Annotated in this window: 12 protein-coding genes; 1 reads left to right on the top strand and 11 read right to left on the bottom strand. The window is 63.4% G+C overall.

The features are described 5' to 3' along the window. Positions 1-105 precede the first annotated feature (105 nt). From GJE22_RS00485 to GJE22_RS00440, 10 genes are all read right to left on the bottom strand, one after another. A complete protein-coding gene (locus GJE22_RS00485; RefSeq protein ID WP_144687472.1) occupies positions 106-807 on the bottom strand; it encodes a 4Fe-4S binding protein in 702 nt (233 codons plus the stop codon). 4 nt (positions 808-811) lie between these two features. Continuing rightward, positions 812-1900 carry a hydrogenase large subunit gene (locus tag GJE22_RS00480; protein ID WP_019127443.1) on the bottom strand — a complete coding sequence of 363 codons (1089 nt, stop codon included), beginning with the start codon at positions 1898-1900 and terminating at the stop codon, positions 812-814. A 1-nt stretch (position 1901) separates the two neighbouring features. After that, positions 1902-2624 (bottom strand): NADH-quinone oxidoreductase subunit C, encoded by a 723-nt coding sequence (locus GJE22_RS10000; RefSeq protein ID WP_144687474.1) that lies wholly within the window; start codon positions 2622-2624, stop codon positions 1902-1904. A 9-nt stretch (positions 2625-2633) separates the two neighbouring features. Beyond that, complete coding sequence (locus tag GJE22_RS09995) at positions 2634-3284, bottom strand: NADH-quinone oxidoreductase subunit B family protein (RefSeq protein WP_235895735.1); 651 nt, start codon at positions 3282-3284, stop codon at positions 2634-2636. Between the two features lie 9 nt (positions 3285-3293). Next, complete coding sequence (locus GJE22_RS00465) at positions 3294-6158, bottom strand: proton-conducting transporter transmembrane domain-containing protein (protein WP_144687476.1); 2865 nt, start codon at positions 6156-6158, stop codon at positions 3294-3296. A 459-nt stretch (positions 6159-6617) separates the two neighbouring features. Beyond that, complete coding sequence (locus GJE22_RS00460; RefSeq protein ID WP_144687478.1) at positions 6618-7802, bottom strand: FprA family A-type flavoprotein; 1185 nt, start codon at positions 7800-7802, stop codon at positions 6618-6620. A gap of 86 nt (positions 7803-7888) precedes the next feature. Beyond that, complete coding sequence (locus GJE22_RS00455) at positions 7889-8284, bottom strand: helix-turn-helix domain-containing protein (RefSeq protein ID WP_186297360.1); 396 nt, start codon at positions 8282-8284, stop codon at positions 7889-7891. A 382-nt stretch (positions 8285-8666) separates the two neighbouring features. Continuing rightward, complete coding sequence (gene carB, locus GJE22_RS00450) at positions 8667-11954, bottom strand: carbamoyl-phosphate synthase large subunit (protein ID WP_144687482.1); 3288 nt, start codon at positions 11952-11954, stop codon at positions 8667-8669. Between the two features lie 292 nt (positions 11955-12246). Then, entirely contained in the window at positions 12247-13710 is a 1464-nt protein-coding gene (carA, locus tag GJE22_RS00445) for a glutamine-hydrolyzing carbamoyl-phosphate synthase small subunit (protein ID WP_235895736.1), read from the bottom strand. A 287-nt stretch (positions 13711-13997) separates the two neighbouring features. Next, on the bottom strand, positions 13998-15062 hold the full coding sequence (locus GJE22_RS00440; protein WP_154324020.1) for a Spy0128 family protein: 1065 nt from the start codon (positions 15060-15062) through the stop codon (positions 13998-14000). Between the two features lie 108 nt (positions 15063-15170). Between GJE22_RS00440 and GJE22_RS00435 the strand changes: the two genes are divergently transcribed. After that, complete coding sequence (locus GJE22_RS00435) at positions 15171-16331, top strand: IS256 family transposase (protein ID WP_144687486.1); 1161 nt, start codon at positions 15171-15173, stop codon at positions 16329-16331. A 498-nt stretch (positions 16332-16829) separates the two neighbouring features. Here the strand turns inward: GJE22_RS00435 and GJE22_RS10240 are convergent, their stop codons facing one another. After that, entirely contained in the window at positions 16830-17738 is a 909-nt protein-coding gene (locus GJE22_RS10240) for a Spy0128 family protein (RefSeq protein WP_407923524.1), read from the bottom strand. Positions 17739-17759: the final 21 nt, after the last annotated feature.

Genomic DNA, 17759 nt, shown 5'->3' with positions numbered 1-17759 from the left:
ACCCGGTGTCTGCGTTTCACGAAAGCGCCCCGGCATGCTGAGCCGTTGAGGCTCGCACACCGGGGCGCCTGCACAGGAAAAACCCGCACCTATATCTGCATACAGTTACTCCGCTGCCTTTTTGGCTTCGCGGGCGGCAAGGGCGGCACGCACCTTGGCAGCCTTCTCGGGGTCCATGGCCGCGAGTTTGGCCTCCATCTTGGCGGCGTGGTCGTCGGCGGGCGCAGCATCTGCCGCAGGGGCGCCCTCAGCCGCCTTGGCGGCATCTCCGCTCCCAGCTGCCTTGGCACCCTCGCCCTCGGCAGCCTTCGCAGCCTTTTTGGCTGCCGCAGCCTTGCGGGCAGCCTCGACGCGCGCCTGCTGCTCGGGCGTCAGCTCGCGCTTGGGCTTCGCGGCCCCAACGCCGGCAGCCTTACCAGCGGCGCCCGTCGCACCGGCTTTCGCAGCCGGCTTGGCGGGCATATCCTTGTGCATCGTCACCGTTGTGAGCTCCGTCGTAGGCTCCGTTGGCAAGATGCCCATCGAGAGGCAATCCTTGGGGCATTCGCGCACGCAGCTCGCGCACTGCACGCAGCGATACGGATCGATGGTCCAGTCGCCGCCCTTGCGGTCCACGACAATCGCGTCGACCGGGCACGCGCGCTGGCACATGCCGCACAGGATGCAGGTGTCGATATCGTTCACCACATGGCCGCGCATATGCGGGAACAGCGTCTCAAGATCGCGTTTCTCATACGGGTAGCGCACCGTCGCCGGCTTATGGAACAGCGAGCGCAGCGTCATCTTGCCCAGCTTGAAGGTTCCCATTGCGCTACCTCTCTGTGCAGCTGATGCACGGGTCGATGGTCAGGATAATCATAGGCACGTCGGCCAGGTCCACGCCCTGCAGTGCGCGCACAAGACCGCCCAGGTTCTGGGAGGTTGGGGTGCGCATGCGGAAGCGGTCGAGGTTCTTGGTGCCGTTGCCGCGCACGTAGTAGAACGCCTCGCCGCGCGGCTGCTCGATCATAACGAGCGACTGGCCCTCAGGAACCACCTTCGCCTTCGGCTTGCCGCCAATGCCGTCGTGCGGGATCTTCTTCACGAGCTCCTCGATGATGTCGATGGACTGGAAGACCTCCTCGCAGCGAACCTTGCAGCGCGCATAGCAGTCGCACTCGGTCGAGATGATGGGCTCGAAGTGCTCCAGGTCGCCGTATGCGCCGTACCCGGTGGTACGCATGTCGTGCTCGATGCCCGAGCCCTTGGCAAACGGACCGACCATCGAGAGCTCGAGCGCGTCCTCGAAGCTGATGTAGCCCACGCCGCACAAGCGCTCGCGCACGGTCACATCGTTGAACATAGTGTCCACGATCTCGCGATACTCGCGCTTGAGGCCCTCAAGCTGCTCGCAGACCCACTTGAGGTCTTCGTCGCTGATGTCGTGCGCCATGCCGCCCACGATCGTGATGGAAAGGATGATGCGCGCGCCGCACGTACGCTGGAAGATGTCGAGTACGGTCTCGCGCAGGCGCCAGCAGTGGTTGAAGAGCGCTTCGAATCCGAACGCGTCGGCCAGAAGGCCCAGCCACAGCAGGTGCGAGTGACAGCGGGAGAGCTCCTCCAGAATCACGCGGAGGTACTCAGCGCGGCGCGGAATCTCGATGCCCATGAGCTTCTCGGTTGCCGACGCATAGCCGTAACCATGGCCGAAGCTGCAGATGCCGCAAACGCGCTCGGCAACGTACACGAACTGGTTGAAGTCGCGCTTCTGCACGAGTTTCTCCAAGCCGCGGTGCACGAAGCCAATCTGCGGGATGGCCTCCACCACGCGCTCGTCCTCAACGACAAGGTCTAGGTGCACCGGCTCCGGCAGCACCGGATGCTGCGGACCGAAGGGGATGACAGAACGGGTTGCCACGCTACTTCGCCTCCTTTGCAGCGCGGGCCGCAAGGGCGGCACGCACCTTGGCTGCCTTCTCGGGATCCATGGCCGCGAGCTTTCCCTCCATCTTGGCGGCACGGTCGTCGGCCGAAGGGGCGCTGGCGGCGGGGGCATCGGCACCCGCATCGCCCGCATCCGCGGCAGCGGGGCCCGCGGGGGCAGCAGCCGCGGCCGGGTCGGCAACGTCGCCAACGCTGGCTGCGCTCTTGCCGGCCTCCACAGCGGCGATCTTGGCCGCGGCGGCGGCATCGGCCTCGGCCGCAGACTTCTCCTCTGCTGCCTTACGCGCCTTGGCTGCCTTAGCGGCAGCGACCTTGGCCGCCTTCTCGCGCTCGGCCTTCTGCTCGGGCGTGATGACGGTCATGGGCGAATCAACCGCCACATTGAAGAAGTGCCCGCCAAAGTCGAGCTTCATGTTCACGAACTTCACGCCGAACAGGTCGTGCGTCTCGTTCTCGTAGCTGAACGCCGTGAAGTACATGTTCTGGATAGACGGCACCTCGCTCGTCTCGTCGATATCGTAGATGTCGAGCGTGACGGCCTTGTCGTTCACCTCGTCATAGAAGGTGTAGAAGAGGTCCATACCCTGTGCGGTGGTCTCGGCCGCCATCTGCACGAAGCGAAGCCCCTCGTATTTGAAGGTCTGCACGCGCGTGAGCAGCTCGCCCAGCGGGATGGTTACATACTCGGTGGTGTACATCCGCGCCTCCTACTCGTTCGTCTGCTTGGTCGCAGCCGCGGGCTGCTCGGTCTTAGCTTCTCCGGCCTTCGGGCCGCCGGTAGCCTCCGGGCCCTCGGCCGCCTTAGCGCCGGCATCCGCCTTGCTGCCGGCCGGCGCGGCCTTCGCCGTAGCCTCGGCCGCAGCATGGCGCTCGTCAACCGGGGCGTTCGGCGTTTCGGGCATCGGCTTGCCGATCGTCGCCGGGTCCTCGCCCGCCGCCAAGCGCTTCGCTTTCTCGTCCAGAATCTCAACGGCCTTGAGCACGGCGTCGATGATGGTCTCGGGGCGCACCGCGCAGCCGGGCGCGTACACGTCCACCGGAATGGCCTTGTCCACGCCGCCGATGATGTTGTAGCAATCGCGGAACACGCCGCCCGTGCACGCGCAAATGCCGCACGCCACGACAACCTTCGGCTCCATCATCTGCTCGTAGATGTGCTTCACCACGTTGATGTTCTGGTGGTTCACCGAGCCCGTCACGAGGAAGATGTCCGCATGCTTGGGGTTGCCCGTGTTGATGATGCCAAAGCGCTCGAGGTCATAGAGCGGCATGAGCGAGTCGAGCACCTCGATGTCGCAGCCGTTGCAGCTCGATCCGTCGTAATGGATGAGCCACGGCGATTTGGATGCGTAACCCATATGCTCTCCTTAGATGAACGGGGTGATAAGCATGTAGAACAGGTTGATGACGCCCGCAACGAGCGCCACGAGCCACGCGTACTTGAGGCCGAACTGCCACTTGGTGCGCGCGCTGTTGTTGTCGATGAACACCTCGAAGAACCAGGTGAGGGCCACGACCGCCAACGCAACCACAAAAGAGATGGGGTTATCCCAGATGAAGAACATGCCCACCCACATGAGGAAGAGCACCGTCTCGCACCAGTGCATGATCTCGACCTTGGCGAGGGTGCGGCCCTCCATCTCGGTCGTGATGCCCTTGACGAGCTCCTGGTGCGCATGGTGGCTATAGGAGTAGTCGAACGGGCTCTTGCGCAGCTTGATGGTGAGGATGAAGAGCAAGCCCAGGAAGATCGGGATGAGCGAGATGATCATCGGCTGCTCGAGCGTAAGGAGCGACGCGGTATCGAACGACTGCGTCGCGCCGAAGAAGCCGACGGTCATGATGAGGAGCATGGGCTCGTAGCTCATCACCTGCAGGCACTCGCGGTCCGCGCCGGTGTCGGCGAAGGGGCTCCGCGCGGAGTACGACGCGATGATCACGAAGAGCGTGGCCAGGGTGACCAGGAACACGCACATGAGCAGGTTGGAACCAGAGATGAACATGCCGCCCGCGAGCAGGCAGAAGATGATGGCGCAGGTGATGTACGCCTCGTCCACCGCATTGACGCTCGCCTGCTCCTTGGCAAGGAGCTTGCGCACGTCATAGTAAGGCTGCAGCAGCTTGGGGCCCACGCGCCCCTGCATGTGCGCGCTCACCTTGCGGTCGAGCCCGTCGAGCAGGCAGCCGATAACGGGCGCGCAGACGGCGAAGACCACAACGCCGAGCAGCAGGCCGGGAAGCCCGGGGCCCACGAGACGCGGCAGGCGCTCAACATAGAACGTGCCGCCGGTGAGCACGTCGGTGTTGAAGATGAAGCAGGCGGCAAAGGCCATGAGGATGATGCCCAGGCACACGATCACGCCCACGTTGGTGAGGGCATGCTCGGGGAAGATGTCCTGCATGTACCAGTTGCGCTTGGTGGACGTCATGGTGCGGCCCATGGATCCGTGGAAGCGGCGGCTGTCCGGATCGGTGCAGGTGCCGCCCAGGTAGACCTCGACACGGCGCTTCTTGCTCGCGCGGCCCCACGGGGTGAGGAAGACGATGGCGATGAACGCCACGATGACCGCCATGATGAGCATGTTGTCCACGCCGAGGAACTGCGGGTTGCTACCGAACGTCGCCTCGAGGTACGGGGAGACCACGCCGAGGGAGATGGCCGGCAGGCCAAGGCAGCACGCGAGCATGAGCACGGCGATGGAGCCAATGGCGAACCACTCCGAGCGATGCACGCCCGCCTCGACGTTCTCGGCCTTCTGCGCCACGCCCGCAAGCTTGCCGAGCCACTTGGCCCAGAAGAAGAAGGTAGCGGCAGATCCGAAGGCAAGCAGGATGAGGAAGACCACGTTGCCGGTCTCGGCGAACGAGACGAGTGTGGCCCACTTGGAGATGAGCATGCCGAACGGGGCCACGAACATACCCAGGATGCCGAGCATCATGAAGCGGGTGAGGCGCGGCAAGCGGCTGAAGAGGCCGTCCATGTCCTCGATGTTACGGCTGCCGATGCGGTGCTCAACCGTGCCCACGCACAGGAACAGGATCGACTTGGACACCGTATGGAAGATGATGAGGAAGACCGCAGCCCAGGCGGCCTCGGCGATGCCCACGCCGGCGCAGGCGGCGATGAGGCCGAGGTTCGCAATCGTGGAGTACGCGAGCACGCGCTTGGCGTTGCTCTGGCTGATGGCCATGAAGCTGCAGAGCACAAAGGTCACGCCGCCCACGGTAACGACCATGATGGAGGCCGTAGGGAAGACCATGTAAACGGGCGCGAGCTTCACCAGCAGAAAGACGCCGGCCTTGACCATCGTGGAGGAGTGGAGCAGGGCGCTCGTGGGCGTCGGGGCCACCATGGCGCCAAGGAGCCAGCTGTGGAACGGCATCTGCGCGGCCTTCGTGAGGCCCGCAACCGAAAGCAGCAGGATCGGGAAGATGAGCACGGCGGCCTGGGTGGTGCTCGCCGTCTCGATGAACGCGGCGAGCGAGAGCTCGATACCGCCGAAGTGGAGCATGATGAGGGCCGCGAGGAAGGCCAGGCCGCCGATCATGTTGAGGTTGATCTGGCGGAAGGAGTTCTTGATGGCCTCGTCCGTGCGGGTGTACCCGATCATGAGGAACGAGCAGACCGTCGTGATCTCCCAGCCGGTGAAGAGCCACTCGAGGTTGTCGGAGAGCACGATGACGAACATCGCGGAGAGGAAGATGAACATGAGCGCGCTGAAGAAGTGGCGGCGGTCGGGCGCGCCGGCGGGCTCATGATGCTGGAAGTCGTGCATGTAACCGAGCGCGTAGACGCAGATGGCGCTGCCCACAAGGCCCACGATGAGCACCATGATCACCGAGAGCTGATCGCTGTAGAGCGGCTCGGGAAGCATGTGGCCGGCGCCCTCGGAGAGCGTCATGTTTGCGAATGCGATCACGCCAACGGTCTGAACGAGGCCGAGAACGAGCGCAAGCCGGTTCTTGTAACGCACGGCGTGCCACAAGATGACCGCGCAGAGCACGATGTCGATCGCCGTGAATACCCAGGTAGCGATGTAGCTCGTCTCCTGGGGCAACGCGAAGGATACGTGGCCGACGAACAGGTACTGCACCGCGAACGCCACAGCGGTAACACCCGTTATCGCTGCCGCCGCAATCGTAATGACGTTGCGCTGGGATTCGCTCCGGAACAGCATGAGCAGTACCGCCGCGATGAGCGGTACGGCGACAAGCGCCGCGATGAGACTCATGTGTCTCCTCCTCAATCCATGGATCCGATAAGACGGGTTTTATTCGTGTGCCTCCTCAACACACCAAACGTTTACATATTGTAGCTAACTTGACCCCCTGTGCGGTAGGAATTCGGCGGTGAACGGCAATGTTGGACGTGTTCACGCCTCTTTCGCCGCTTCCACAGCTAGGCCGTACCGCCTCAGCGTTCCTTTCAAAATAGTTCGAGGCTCGAGTCGGAAGATTTTTGGCGACCTACCGAGTAGACACCCCTTGCGGGCAAGCAAAACTGCAGGTCGAAGATTCCCAAAAGGGCGGTCTACTCGGCGAAACCTCAAAAACCTTCCGACTCGAGCCTCGAACTTAGAATTGCCCATGCGCGAGGGCAAAATGAGCCTGGGCACAGAAAAGGCCCCGAGCGCACGCGCGCCCGGGGCCTGACCATATCGCTTGTTTGACCTGCGGCTATGCTTGATCTCTTACGCGCGGGTGTCCTCGATAATCTTCTTCACCGTATCCTGGATCTCGGTGAGCTTCTCCTCGCCAGGAATCCACTGCTGGGTGATCACGGGCACGGGCATCTCGAACTTGGCGTCCTGCATGGCCTGCTCGACCTGCTTGGGACCAAGTGGCGCCCAGCCATAGCTGCCGAACGCGATACCGATGCGCTGGCTGTTGTTGGGCGAAAGGCCACGCATGTAGGTGAGGAAGCTCGCCACCGTAGGCATCATGTTGGAGTTGAGGGTGGGCGAGCCAACCGCCACGTAGCGCGCGTCGCACATATAGAGCATGATGTCCGAGATGTGCGTGTGCTTGAGGTCGATGAGCTGGGCCGTCACGCCCTCCTTGATGAAGGCGTCGCAGATCTCGCGAGCCATAAGCTCGGTGGAGTGCCACATGGAGTCGAACACCACCACGGCCTTATCCTCGGTCTGGTAGGTGCTCCAAGCCTGGTACTTCTCCAGGATGGCAGGGATGTTGCTGCGCCAAATCACACCGTGCGAGGGGGCGATCATCTTGATGTCGAGGCCCGCGAGCGCACCCATGGCCTTCTGCACCTGGGCACCGTACGGCCACACGATGTTGGCGTAGTACTTCTTGGCCTGCTTCATGACCTCGGCAAGGTCGTTCTCGTCGTCGAAACGCTTGCTCGTGGCGAAGTGCTGGCCGAAGGCGTCGTTCGAGAAGAGGATGCCGTCCTCGGGGCACCAGGTGACCATGTTGTCGGGCCAGTGGACCATGGGCGTCTGCACGAAGTGAAGCGTGCGCTCGCCGATGCTCAGCGAGTCGCCGGTCTTCACGCCCTCGACCTCGATGCCGTAGTGCGCGCGGATCTCGTTCACGCCGGCCGGGGCGCTGGCGTAGATGGTCGCGCTCGGCGCGAGCTCGTGGATCTTGGGCAGGCTGCCGGAGTGGTCCATCTCCACGTGGTTGGTGATCACGACATCGATCTTCGCCGGATCGACCACCTGGCTGATGCGCTGAACGAACTCGTCGGTGAAGGTCGCCTTGGCGGTGTCGATGAGCGTTACCTTCTCGTCCATGATGAGATAGGCGTTGTAGGTAATGCCGCGCTCGGTGGTGTAGCCGTGGAACTGGCGCTCGTTCCAGTCGAGCCCGCCGACCCACCAAACCTTCGGCGCGATCTCAATAGCGTTGAGCATGCTGCTCCCTTCTGCTGCCCGCAGGCAGCCTTGAATGCTTGACCGCGGACCATGATAGCACGCGCGCTGTGTCGCGGGAAATGCTCCTACGACGAGGATTCTTCCGAAGACCTGGGCTTGCGACCTCGACGTTTGTTAACGAGCGCATTCGCTCCGTCGCGTCGGTACGCCCGGCACCACGCCTTGAGCGAAGACTCGCTGGGAATCTGATACTTAACCATCACATCGCGGACCGACTTGCCGCGCTCCACGTGCTCCTTCACGGCAGCGAGCTTGGTCTCGTAGTCGTACACCTTGCGGTGGCTCCCGGCGTTGAGCACGGTCTCCGCGCCGCCCACGGCAAACGCGCGGGTCCATTGCCGGGCCGTCGCATCGCTCACCCCAAGCTCGCGCGCGAGGTGGCGGCGGCCCACATCGGCTTCGAGCAGTTCGACCGCCCGCTGGCGCACGTCGTCATGTATCGTCCTGCTGTTCTCGTCCATTGGGAATCGCCACCATCGCATTCGTGTCGCCGGCATTGCAGTCGCGGCGCCGGCATCGTCCTTATGCCGCCAGTGCCGCGCTCGCGTCGTAGGCTTCGTCTTCATGCCACCGGTGCCGCACTCGCGCCGCCGGCATCGCGTCCGCAGATTGAGGAACGAAACGGGATTGTACCTGCCCCGTCTCCTCGATCCGCTCGCTTACTTAGATTATGCGTAAATTGTTACTAGCTTAGGTCAATTAACATCGTATCGCCATGAACGGGGGCACCCTCGCCAGGGGAACGGGGTGCCCCCGGCGGCAGCGGAGCGGGGCACCCCGGTCGCCGCCGGCATCGCAATCTTCCAGAATCCGCAGGCCCGGACGCATCGAGGCAGAAGCGCCTTACACCTCGTACTGGGGGAGGTCCTGCAGGGCGATGACCCCCATGTCCTCGCCGCGATCGAGGCGAGCGTCCTCAATGGCTTCGACCGCTGCCACGAAGGCGTTCGCCGCGCTCAAGGCCGTGATGCACGTGACCCCGCGACGCACGGCCTCGGTGCGCAGCTGGTACCCGTCGCCACGAGACTCCTGCCCGAACGGCGTGTTGATCATGAGGGCGATCTCGCCATTCGCCACCATGTCCCCAATGTTGGGGTGCGCCTCGCTGAACTTGCGCACCACCTCGCACTTCACGTTGCCGCCAGCCAGCACGCGGGCCGTGCCCTCGGTGGAGCAAATCTCGAACCCCAGGTACCGCAGGATGCGCGCGAGCGAGAGGATGTTGCGCTTGTCGCGATCATTCACCGAGATGAACACCTTGCCGCTCTCCGGCGTGGGAAGCTCGTAGCTGATCGCGAGCTGCGTCTTGGCATATGCTTCGGGGTAGCTCTTCGCGATGCCCATCACCTCGCCCGTCGACTTCATCTCCGGGCCGAGCACCACGTCGGCACCCGGGAAGCGGCCCCATGGCATCACTGCCTCCTTCATGCAGAACCAGTCGAGCCGCCGGTCGTCGGCAGGCAGGTGCAGGTCAGCGATCTTCTCCCCCGCCATGATGCACGCCGCGCACTTGGCGAGCGGAACACCCGTTGCCTTCGAGATGAACGGCACCGTTCGGCTCGCGCGCGGGTTTGCCTCGATCACATAGACCTGCTCGCCCTGGATGGCATATTGCACGTTCACCAGGCCGCGCACGCCAAGCGCCATGGCAATGCGCGCCGTGGTGTCGCGCAACTTCGCCACGAGCGCGTCGGAAAAGCTGAAGGGCGGGATGCACGTGGCGGAATCGCCCGAATGGATGCCGGCCTCCTCGATATGCTCCAAGATGCCGCCGATATAGACCTCGTCCCCGTCGCAAAGCGCGTCCACGTCGCATTCCATAGCGCCCTCGAGGAACCGGTCGAGGTAGACGGGGTAGTCAGGCGAGACGCGCGTGGCCTCGGCCATGTACTCCCGCAGGTGCTCCGCGTCGTAGGCGATCATCATGCCGCGGCCGCCCAGCACGTAGCTCGGGCGCACGAGCAGCGGGAACCCGATCCGCGCCGCAACTTGCTCCGCCTCCTCGAAGCTCCGCGCCTCGCCCGCCGGCGGATACATGATGCGCATGCGGTCCAGCAGAGCGCTGAATCGCTCGCGGTCCTCGGCAAGGTCGATGGCGTCGGGCTGCGTGCCCATGATCTTCACGCCGGCATCGGCGAGCGCGCGGGCCAGTTTGAGCGGGGTCTGGCCGCCGAGCGTCACCACCACGCCGTCGGGGCGCTCCACATCAACGATATCCATGACGTCCTCGTAGGTAAGCGGCTCGAAGTACAGCCGGTCGGACGTGTCGTAGTCGGTGGAGACGGTTTCGGGGTTGCAGTTCACCATGATGGTCTCGAAGCCGCGGCTCGCCAGCGCGTAGCTCGCGTGCACGCAGCAGTAGTCGAACTCAATGCCCTGGCCAATACGGTTGGGCCCCGCGCCCAGAATCATCACCTTGGGTTTGTGCGCGCGGGTTACCTCGTCTGCCGCAACGCCACGGCTCGCGTCGGGCGATACCCGCATGAGGCCCTCGTAGGTCTTGTAGTGATACTCCGTTGCGCTCGCAAACTCCGCGGCGCACGTATCGACGGTCTTCATGCAGGGAACAACGCCGAGACCCTTGCGATAGGCCCGAACGAAGCGCTCGTCGCTCCCGGTGAGCTGCGCGATCTCGGCATCGCTCGCGCCGTATTGCTTGAGCAGGCGCATGGCGTCGACATCGATGTCCTCCACGCGCAGGCCCCGGACGCTCTCCTGCACGGCGATCATGTCGGCGATGCGCGAGATGAACCACGGATCGATGCCGGTGAGCTCGTGCACGCGCTCGTGACTCCATCCGCGACGGAGTGCCTCGGCGAGCGCGAAGATGCGGTCCTCGGTGGGCGATGCCACGCGGCCCTCGAGCTCGTCATCCGGCACGGTGGCAAGGTTGTCGCCACCCGCGCTCAGCCCGGCGTGCCCGTCTTCGAGCGAGCGCATGGCCTTACCGAACGCCTCCTCGAACGTGCGGCCGATAGCCATGATCTCTCCCACGGCCTTCATGCGCGTTGTGAGGGTGGTGTCGGTGCCCTTGAACTTCTCGAATGCGAAGCGCGGCACCTTGACCACGCAGTAATCGATGCTGGGCTCGAAGCACGCCGGGGTGGCCTTGGTGATGTCGTTTACGATCTCGTCGAGGGTGTAGCCCACTGCTAGGCGAGCCGCCGCCTTGGCGATGGGGAATCCGGTGGCCTTGGACGCAAGCGACGAGCTTCGGCTCACGCGCGGGTTCATTTCGATCACGATGAGGCGGCCGTTCTTGGGATTTACGGCAAACTGCACGTTGGATCCGCCCGTCTCCACGCCCACCTTCTCCAGGATGGCCAGCGAGGCCACTCGCATGCGCTGGTACTCCAGGTCGGATAGGGTCTGCGCCGGCGCCACGGTGATGGAATCGCCCGTGTGCACGCCCATGGGGTCGAGGTTCTCGATGGAGCACACGATGATGCCGTTGCCAGCGCGGTCGCGCATGACCTCCATCTCGTACTCTTTCCAGCCCTCGATGGATTCCTCCACGAGCACCTCGCCGGCAGGAGAGAGCTCGAGGCCCTGGCGCACAATCTCGCGCAGCTCCTGTTCATCGTGCGCGATACCGCCACCCGCGCCGCCCAGGGTAAAGCTCGGACGCAGCACGCAGGGGTAGCCCACACGCGCCACGATAGCGAGCGCGTCGTCGATGGAATAAGCGTAGCCGCTGCGGGCAACCTCCAGACCGATCTCGGCCATGGCCTCATTGAAGAGCTTGCGGTCCTCGCCTCGCTCGATGGCGGCAAGGTCGCACCCGATCATCTCGACGCCATATGCATCGAGCGTTCCGTTCTTGGCCAGCTCCACAGCGGCATTGAGGCCCGTCTGCCCGCCGAGCGTGGGGAGCAGGGCGTCGGGACGCTCTCGGGCGATCACCTTCTCGATGAACTCTGGGGTCACGGGCTCAACATAGGTGCGGTCCGCAAGCCCCGGGTCCGTCATGATCGTGGCCGGATTTGAGTTGACCAGAACGACCTCGTAGCCGTCCTCCTTGAGCACTTTGCAGGCCTGAGCGCCAGAATAATCGAACTCGCAGGCCTGGCCGATGACGATCGGGCCGGACCCGATAACGAGAATCCGCTTGATGTCGGTACGTTTTGGCATTGCGTTCTCCTAATCTGGCTAAAAATGTCGAAAAATGGCAATCGACCTGTGCCCTGCGCGCGGATATCGGTGTGTTTGCGGCCGTTTTGAAGGTTCTACGCCCGCCTGCCCACCCATTCCACGCCTTTTTCCTCTTTCATCGAGCCCTTCAGGGAGATGCGATTGCCGAAAATCGACATTTTTAGCCAATTTCACGGCGTAATCAGTAAATCCGTTTCGCAGAGGCGGCTTCCGGCATCGAATCTCGCGGCTCAGCTCGCTGAAAACCCTCGGAAGCGCGCCCTGCGCCACATCACGCAGCGAAGGTCCACCCCGCGAGGCGGTCCTTGGCGATATCGATATCCAGGTAATCGCGGTCGCCGTCCATGAGGCGCATAAACGCGGTGAACAGGTAGTGCGCATCGGTAGGACCAGGCGCGGCCTCGGGGTGGTATTGCACGCTGAACGCAGGGGCATCGAGCAGCTGAATGCCCTCGGCGGTGCCGTCGTTCAGGTTCACGTGCGTGAGGCGGATGCGTCCGAAGCGCTCATTGCTCACCACGGGCGCCACACCCCGCTCGACCCAGAATCGCAGGTCGCCGGTGGCGGGGGTGCCATCGGAGCCGCAAGGATGCTCGGACACGCCACCCGAAAGCTCCGGCACGAGCTCGCCCAAGCTCGGGAACACGAGGCCGAACCCGTGGTTCTGCGCGGTGATCTCCACGCGGTGCGTAAGCAGATTCATAACCGGCTGATTGCCTCCGCGGTGCCCGTAGGCGAGCTTCTCCATGGTGGCTCCGGCAGCAAGGCTGATCATCTGGTGCCCCAAGCAGATGCCGAAGATGGGCACCTTGCCAATAAGCCGCTGAACCTGGGCGTACGTTTCTTCCACGGCGTCCGGGTCGCCTGGTCCGTTGGAAAGAAAGACGCCGTCGGGATGGTGCTTGAGCACCTCGGAGGCCGGCGTATCCCATGGCACGACGAGAAGCTCGCACCCCACACGCGCGAGCCCCTCGATGATGCCCCTCTTCACGCCGCAGTCGTACACCACGACCTTCTTGCGCGCATTGGCCGGGGCGGCCGCAGCGAAGGCGCGGTTCTTGGACAGGCTCGACGCATCGTATCCGTAGGCCTCCTTGCAGCTTACGGTCTGCACGAGGTTCGTTCCCACGAGGTCGGGGGCGCTATCGAGCATGCGAGCGAGCTCGGCAAGATCGAACACCTCGGTTGAAACGATGCCCTTTTGTGCTCCGTTGTCGCGCAGGTGCCGCACGAGGGCGCGCGTATCGATACCCTCGATGGCGACGACGCCGCGCTCCTCGAGGTATTCCGGCAGGCTCATGGTCGAGCGCCAGTTCGACGGCACATGGCACATATCGTGCACCACGAGACCGCGCAGCGCCGGCTTCACGTTCCCCACGTGCCTGCCCGGCATACCCGGCGCCGTCTGGGTATCGGCAAGGTCGATGCCGTAGTTCCCTATCTGGGGGTAGGTCATGGTCACGATCTGTCCGGCATAGCTCGGGTCCGTCACGACCTCGAAGTACCCCTCGAGCGAGGTGTTAAAGCACACCTCCCCCACCGCCGTGCCTGCGGCGCCGCACGAACGCCCGTAGAACGCCGTGCCGTCGGCCAACAGCAAGATGGCCGGATCGCTCGATTGTTTGCTGGTTTTTGATAGCATGCGCGCCGCGAGGTCGCTTACGCGCGCCCGACGAGCCGATGGGCTCGCATCGCAAGTGCTGGCAAGCTCGGCTGCCATGTCTTGTGGTGCCATGTTCGCTCCTTCCCGGGCTCTCTGGACCGGATTAAAGGTTAATAGGCCGCAAGTATTGTACTGGTTTTATCCAGTTGTATAAAACTTTTGGTAATAATATTCGTGTATTAATTAAAAGATGCCAATTATATGCAGAATATGCTTCTCGATATACATGTTTTTCCACATGACGCACATCGGCAGCCCCCCGCATGCGGGCGGCGGACACGCGCAGGCCGCGACGGCAAGAAGCGTCCGACGCGAAAGCGGGAAGCTGCCGCGAACAGAAAGCCGCCGCAGGAGGAGAGCTACCATCCACGCGGCAAACGCCCGCCGCAGCCAAGGCGTTTCGCCAAGTCGCCCTTGCGGAAGCTCACCGTGCCATCTGCGGCGCTTGCCGCCGTTGCCACGCCATCCTGCGCACCCTCGGGCATCGGGGCGCCCTCAGAGCCGGCCAGCTCGAAGGTGAACTGGCCGTCTGCCAACGTGCCGCCGTTCAGCTGCTTGAACGCGCCAATGCTCGCCGTAGTGGAGGCAGCCGTATACGTGTTCTCGAACGAGACGGCGTCTACCGTTGCCCCGTCCTTCGCGTACGAAACATCCGCCACCAGCGCGTTTGCATCGGTATCCTCCGTCACCTTGACGGTAACCGCGAAGAGTGAATCGTCGTAGCCGATACCGCCCGCGCTGCCGTTCACCTCGGCGACGGTGTAGGAGTAGGTGCCCGCCGCATCGAAGGTGAGGTCGTCGAACACGAAGCTTCCATCGGCTGCGTTGGTAACGCGGCGCACCTCATCGCCGTTGGCGTCCAGAAGCACGAAGGTGAACTCCCCCTCGGCAAGCGCGCAGTCGGCGCCGTCGGAGACCGCAAGCGTCTTGGTGCCGCCAATCTGGGCGCTACCGCTCGTCCCAACCACAACCTCCTTCGGGGTGTAGGTGTTGGTGAAGAGCACATCGCTCGCCGTGGCACCCTCAGCGTCGGTAACCTGCGCGCTCGCCGACAGGCCACGGCCATCGTTGCTCTGCGTGACCGTCACCGTCACGGTGTAGACCGCCGTGCTGTAGAAAACGTTATCCGCATCCGTGCCGCCGGTTCCAGGCTGGCCGTCCGTGCCGAGCTCGTAGACCTTATAGGTGTGTGTCCCCGCCTCGGTGTAGGTGATGGGGCTGAACTGGAAGCTCGCGGCGTCGCCGTTCGGCGTACCGTTCGATACCTCCTCGATCTTGGTCTCGCTACCATCGGCGCCAACCTCGTACAGGGCGAAGGCATACTCGCCATCGGCGAGGGTCTCGCCGGCATACCCATTCGTCTCGAGCACCTTGCTGCCAGCGAGCTGATAGCTCACTTCCCGAAACGCTATGGTGACGTACAATTTCTTGCGCACTTTGACAGCGGCATAGCGTCCAGATAGGAAGGAGGGCACGGCCCGCCCCGGTATGATTTCTGATTGTCGAGAAAAGAAACATGCTGGAAGTAGACCATGCCCGAGCCCATCGTAACATTGAACGAGGAGTCCCTGAGGGCCGACCTGAGGGAGCTCATCCGCAAGACCGTCGAGGAGATGCTGAACGGCCTGCTCGAGGAGGAGGCGGGCGACCTCGTCGGCGCCGAGCGATACGAGCGCACCGCCGACTGCGAGGCCTATCGCGCGGGGCACTACGAGCGGAAGCTCGCGACGACGTCCGGCGAGGTGACGATCCGCATGCCCAAGCTCAAGGGGATGCGGTTCACCACGGCGATCATCGAGCGCTACCGGCGCCGCGAGACGAGCGTCGAGGAGGCCATGATAGAGATGTACCTGGCGGGCGTGTCCACCAGGCGGATCGAGGACGTGAGCGAGATACTCTGGGGCTCCAGCGTCTCTGCCGCCACCGTTTCGAACCTGAACGAGAAGGTCTTCGAGGCCGTCGAGGAGTGGCGCAACAGGCCGCTCGAGCGCTCCTACCCCTACGTCTACGTCGACGGCATCTACCTGAAGCGCAGCTGGGGAGGGTCCTACGAGAACGTGGCGGTCATGGTGGCCATAGGCGTCAACGACGACGGCTACCGCGAGGTCATAGGCGCGGCCGAGGGGCTCGCCGAGTCCGCCGAGTGCTGGCGGGAGTTCCTCTCGTGGCTGAAGTCTCGGGGCCTCAGGGGCGTGCGCATGTTCACGGGCGACAAGGCCGCCGGGATGGTCGGCTCCATCGCCGAGGTGTTCCCCGAGGCCGCCTACCAGAGGTGCACGGTCCACTTCTACAGGAACGTGCTCGCGAAGGTGCCGAAGTCCAAGCGCGCGAGGGTCGCCGCCATGCTCAAGGCCGTGCACGCGATGGAGTCGCGCGAGGCCTCCGAGGCCAAAGCGCTCGCCGTAGCCGGCGAGCTGGAGGGGATGAGGCTGAGGGAGGCCGCGAAGACCGTGCGCGACGGGTACGCCGAGACCCTGACCTACACCAGGTTCTCCCGCGGGCACTGGAGGAGGGTCCGCACGAACAACGCGATAGAGCGCCTCAACAGGGAAATCCGCCGCAGGACGAGGGCCGTGGGCACCTTCCCCGACGGGAAGAGCGCGCTTATGCTGGCGACAGCGAGGCTCAAGTACGTCGCGGAGAGCGAGTGGGGCTCCCTCCGCTACCTGGACGTGACGCTGCTGGACGAGTGACCGTACCGGGAGGCGGGCCTATGGGGCTGTCCGAAAGTGCGCAAGAATCTTGACGGTACCGCTCGTAGTGCGCGAATCCACCACGCGGTCGAGGACATAACCGAGAGCGTCTCGGGGTAGCTGTGCAAACAGAAAGGCGCGCGGCCCATGTGAACCGCGCGCCTTCGTCTACGACGATTGCCGTTTTATCTCTTCCGCTCGGACGATCCCGGCATCTGTCGCCCGATACTCGTTCCCCAATTGGGCCCCGCGCTCATCGAACACAGGCTTCGAAACAATCAGGCCGTCTCGTCGCAGCTTTGCAATGGCGCGATCGAGTGAGTGCTCGCAGCAACCCAAACGTTTGGAAAAGTCAAGCTTGCGAAAGCTCACCCACCCATGCCGCTCCGTCTCGCGCGCCACCACGATAAGAACCCGTTCGTGCACAAACGTGTGACGTCCGTTTGTCCTCGTAGCCACTCCACGCAAAGAACTAGTTGGGCTCCCCTGTTCCATGTGCTACGCTCCGCGCTTCCTATGAAGGATCACGCCTGCCGCAACGAGAGCCACGCCGGCAACAAGCACCGCACCAACGATGGTTGGAACCATATCGCCGGTCTGCAATATGCCGCCGTCATCCGCAGGCGGGTTGGTGGGCGGCACCACCGGAGGCTCCGAAGGCGGCTCGTAGGTATTGGTGATCACCAACGGCTCAGCAACGCCGTCATAGGTGAGTCCGCTCAGAACCAAGTTTTCCTGGCCGTTATCGGTTACCGTCACCTCAACCTCGTACGCGGTTTCGTCGTAGGTCACGTTGTTACTCTGGACACCATCGATCTGTGCATCATCATCCTGGGGAAGCACCTCGGAGATGGTGTATCGATAGGTTCCTGGCGCGCTATACACAATCGGGTCGAACGCGAACCCACCGCTCGCCCCGTTGCTAACGGTCTGAATCTCCTTGCCGTCCTCATCGCGCAGCACGAAGCTGAACTCATCCGCCTCAAGCTCGCGGCCGCCGAGCACCTTGGTGCCACCGAGCGTTATCTCCAAGGGCTTAGCAGTGTAGGAATTATCAAAGGTCATAGCCTCTGCAGACGCGCCATTCAGCAGGTAGCTCACCGTGGCAACCAGTTCCTTCGCATCCGGATCCTCGGTTACATCAACGCGCACGGTATATATGGCATCATCATAGGCAACACCGCCAAGACCGTTGTTGAGCTCGCGCACCGTATAGGTGTAGGTGCCTTGTTCGCTGTAGGTGATATCCCTGAACACGAAGCTACCGTCCGCGCCGTTCTTGGCAGTGGCAACCTGCGCCCCGTCCGCGCCGAACAGGCCGAACTCGAACTCATTTTCTGCGAGCGCGCGGCCCGTCAGCGTCTTCGTACCCTCGATACGCGCATTGCCGCTCGGGCCAACCGTCACCTCGCTCGGCTGATACACGTT

Origin of the sequence: Enorma shizhengliae, assembly GCF_009676995.1 — a bacterium.
In the GTDB taxonomy this organism is placed as follows: Bacteria; Actinomycetota; Coriobacteriia; order Coriobacteriales; family Coriobacteriaceae; genus Enorma; species Enorma massiliensis.
Note: the sequence above shows the minus strand (reverse complement) of the source record. Positions and strands in the feature narration are given on the sequence as shown.

Coding starts and splice junctions, on each gene's coding strand:
- GJE22_RS00485 (WP_144687472.1), bottom strand. CDS start 807: ATGGGAACCTTCAAGCTGGGCAAGATGACGCTGCGCTCGCTGTTCCAT.
- GJE22_RS10000 (WP_144687474.1), bottom strand. CDS start 2,624: ATGTACACCACCGAGTATGTAACCATCCCGCTGGGCGAGCTGCTCACG.
- carB (WP_144687482.1), bottom strand. CDS start 11,954: ATGCCAAAACGTACCGACATCAAGCGGATTCTCGTTATCGGGTCCGGC.
- GJE22_RS00435 (WP_144687486.1), top strand. CDS start 15,171: ATGCCCGAGCCCATCGTAACATTGAACGAGGAGTCCCTGAGGGCCGAC.
- carA (WP_235895736.1), bottom strand. CDS start 13,710: ATGGCACCACAAGACATGGCAGCCGAGCTTGCCAGCACTTGCGATGCG.
- GJE22_RS00460 (WP_144687478.1), bottom strand. CDS start 7,802: ATGCTCAACGCTATTGAGATCGCGCCGAAGGTTTGGTGGGTCGGCGGG.
- GJE22_RS09995 (WP_235895735.1), bottom strand. CDS start 3,284: ATGGGTTACGCATCCAAATCGCCGTGGCTCATCCATTACGACGGATCG.
- GJE22_RS00465 (WP_144687476.1), bottom strand. CDS start 6,158: ATGAGTCTCATCGCGGCGCTTGTCGCCGTACCGCTCATCGCGGCGGTA.
- GJE22_RS00455 (WP_186297360.1), bottom strand. CDS start 8,284: ATGGACGAGAACAGCAGGACGATACATGACGACGTGCGCCAGCGGGCG.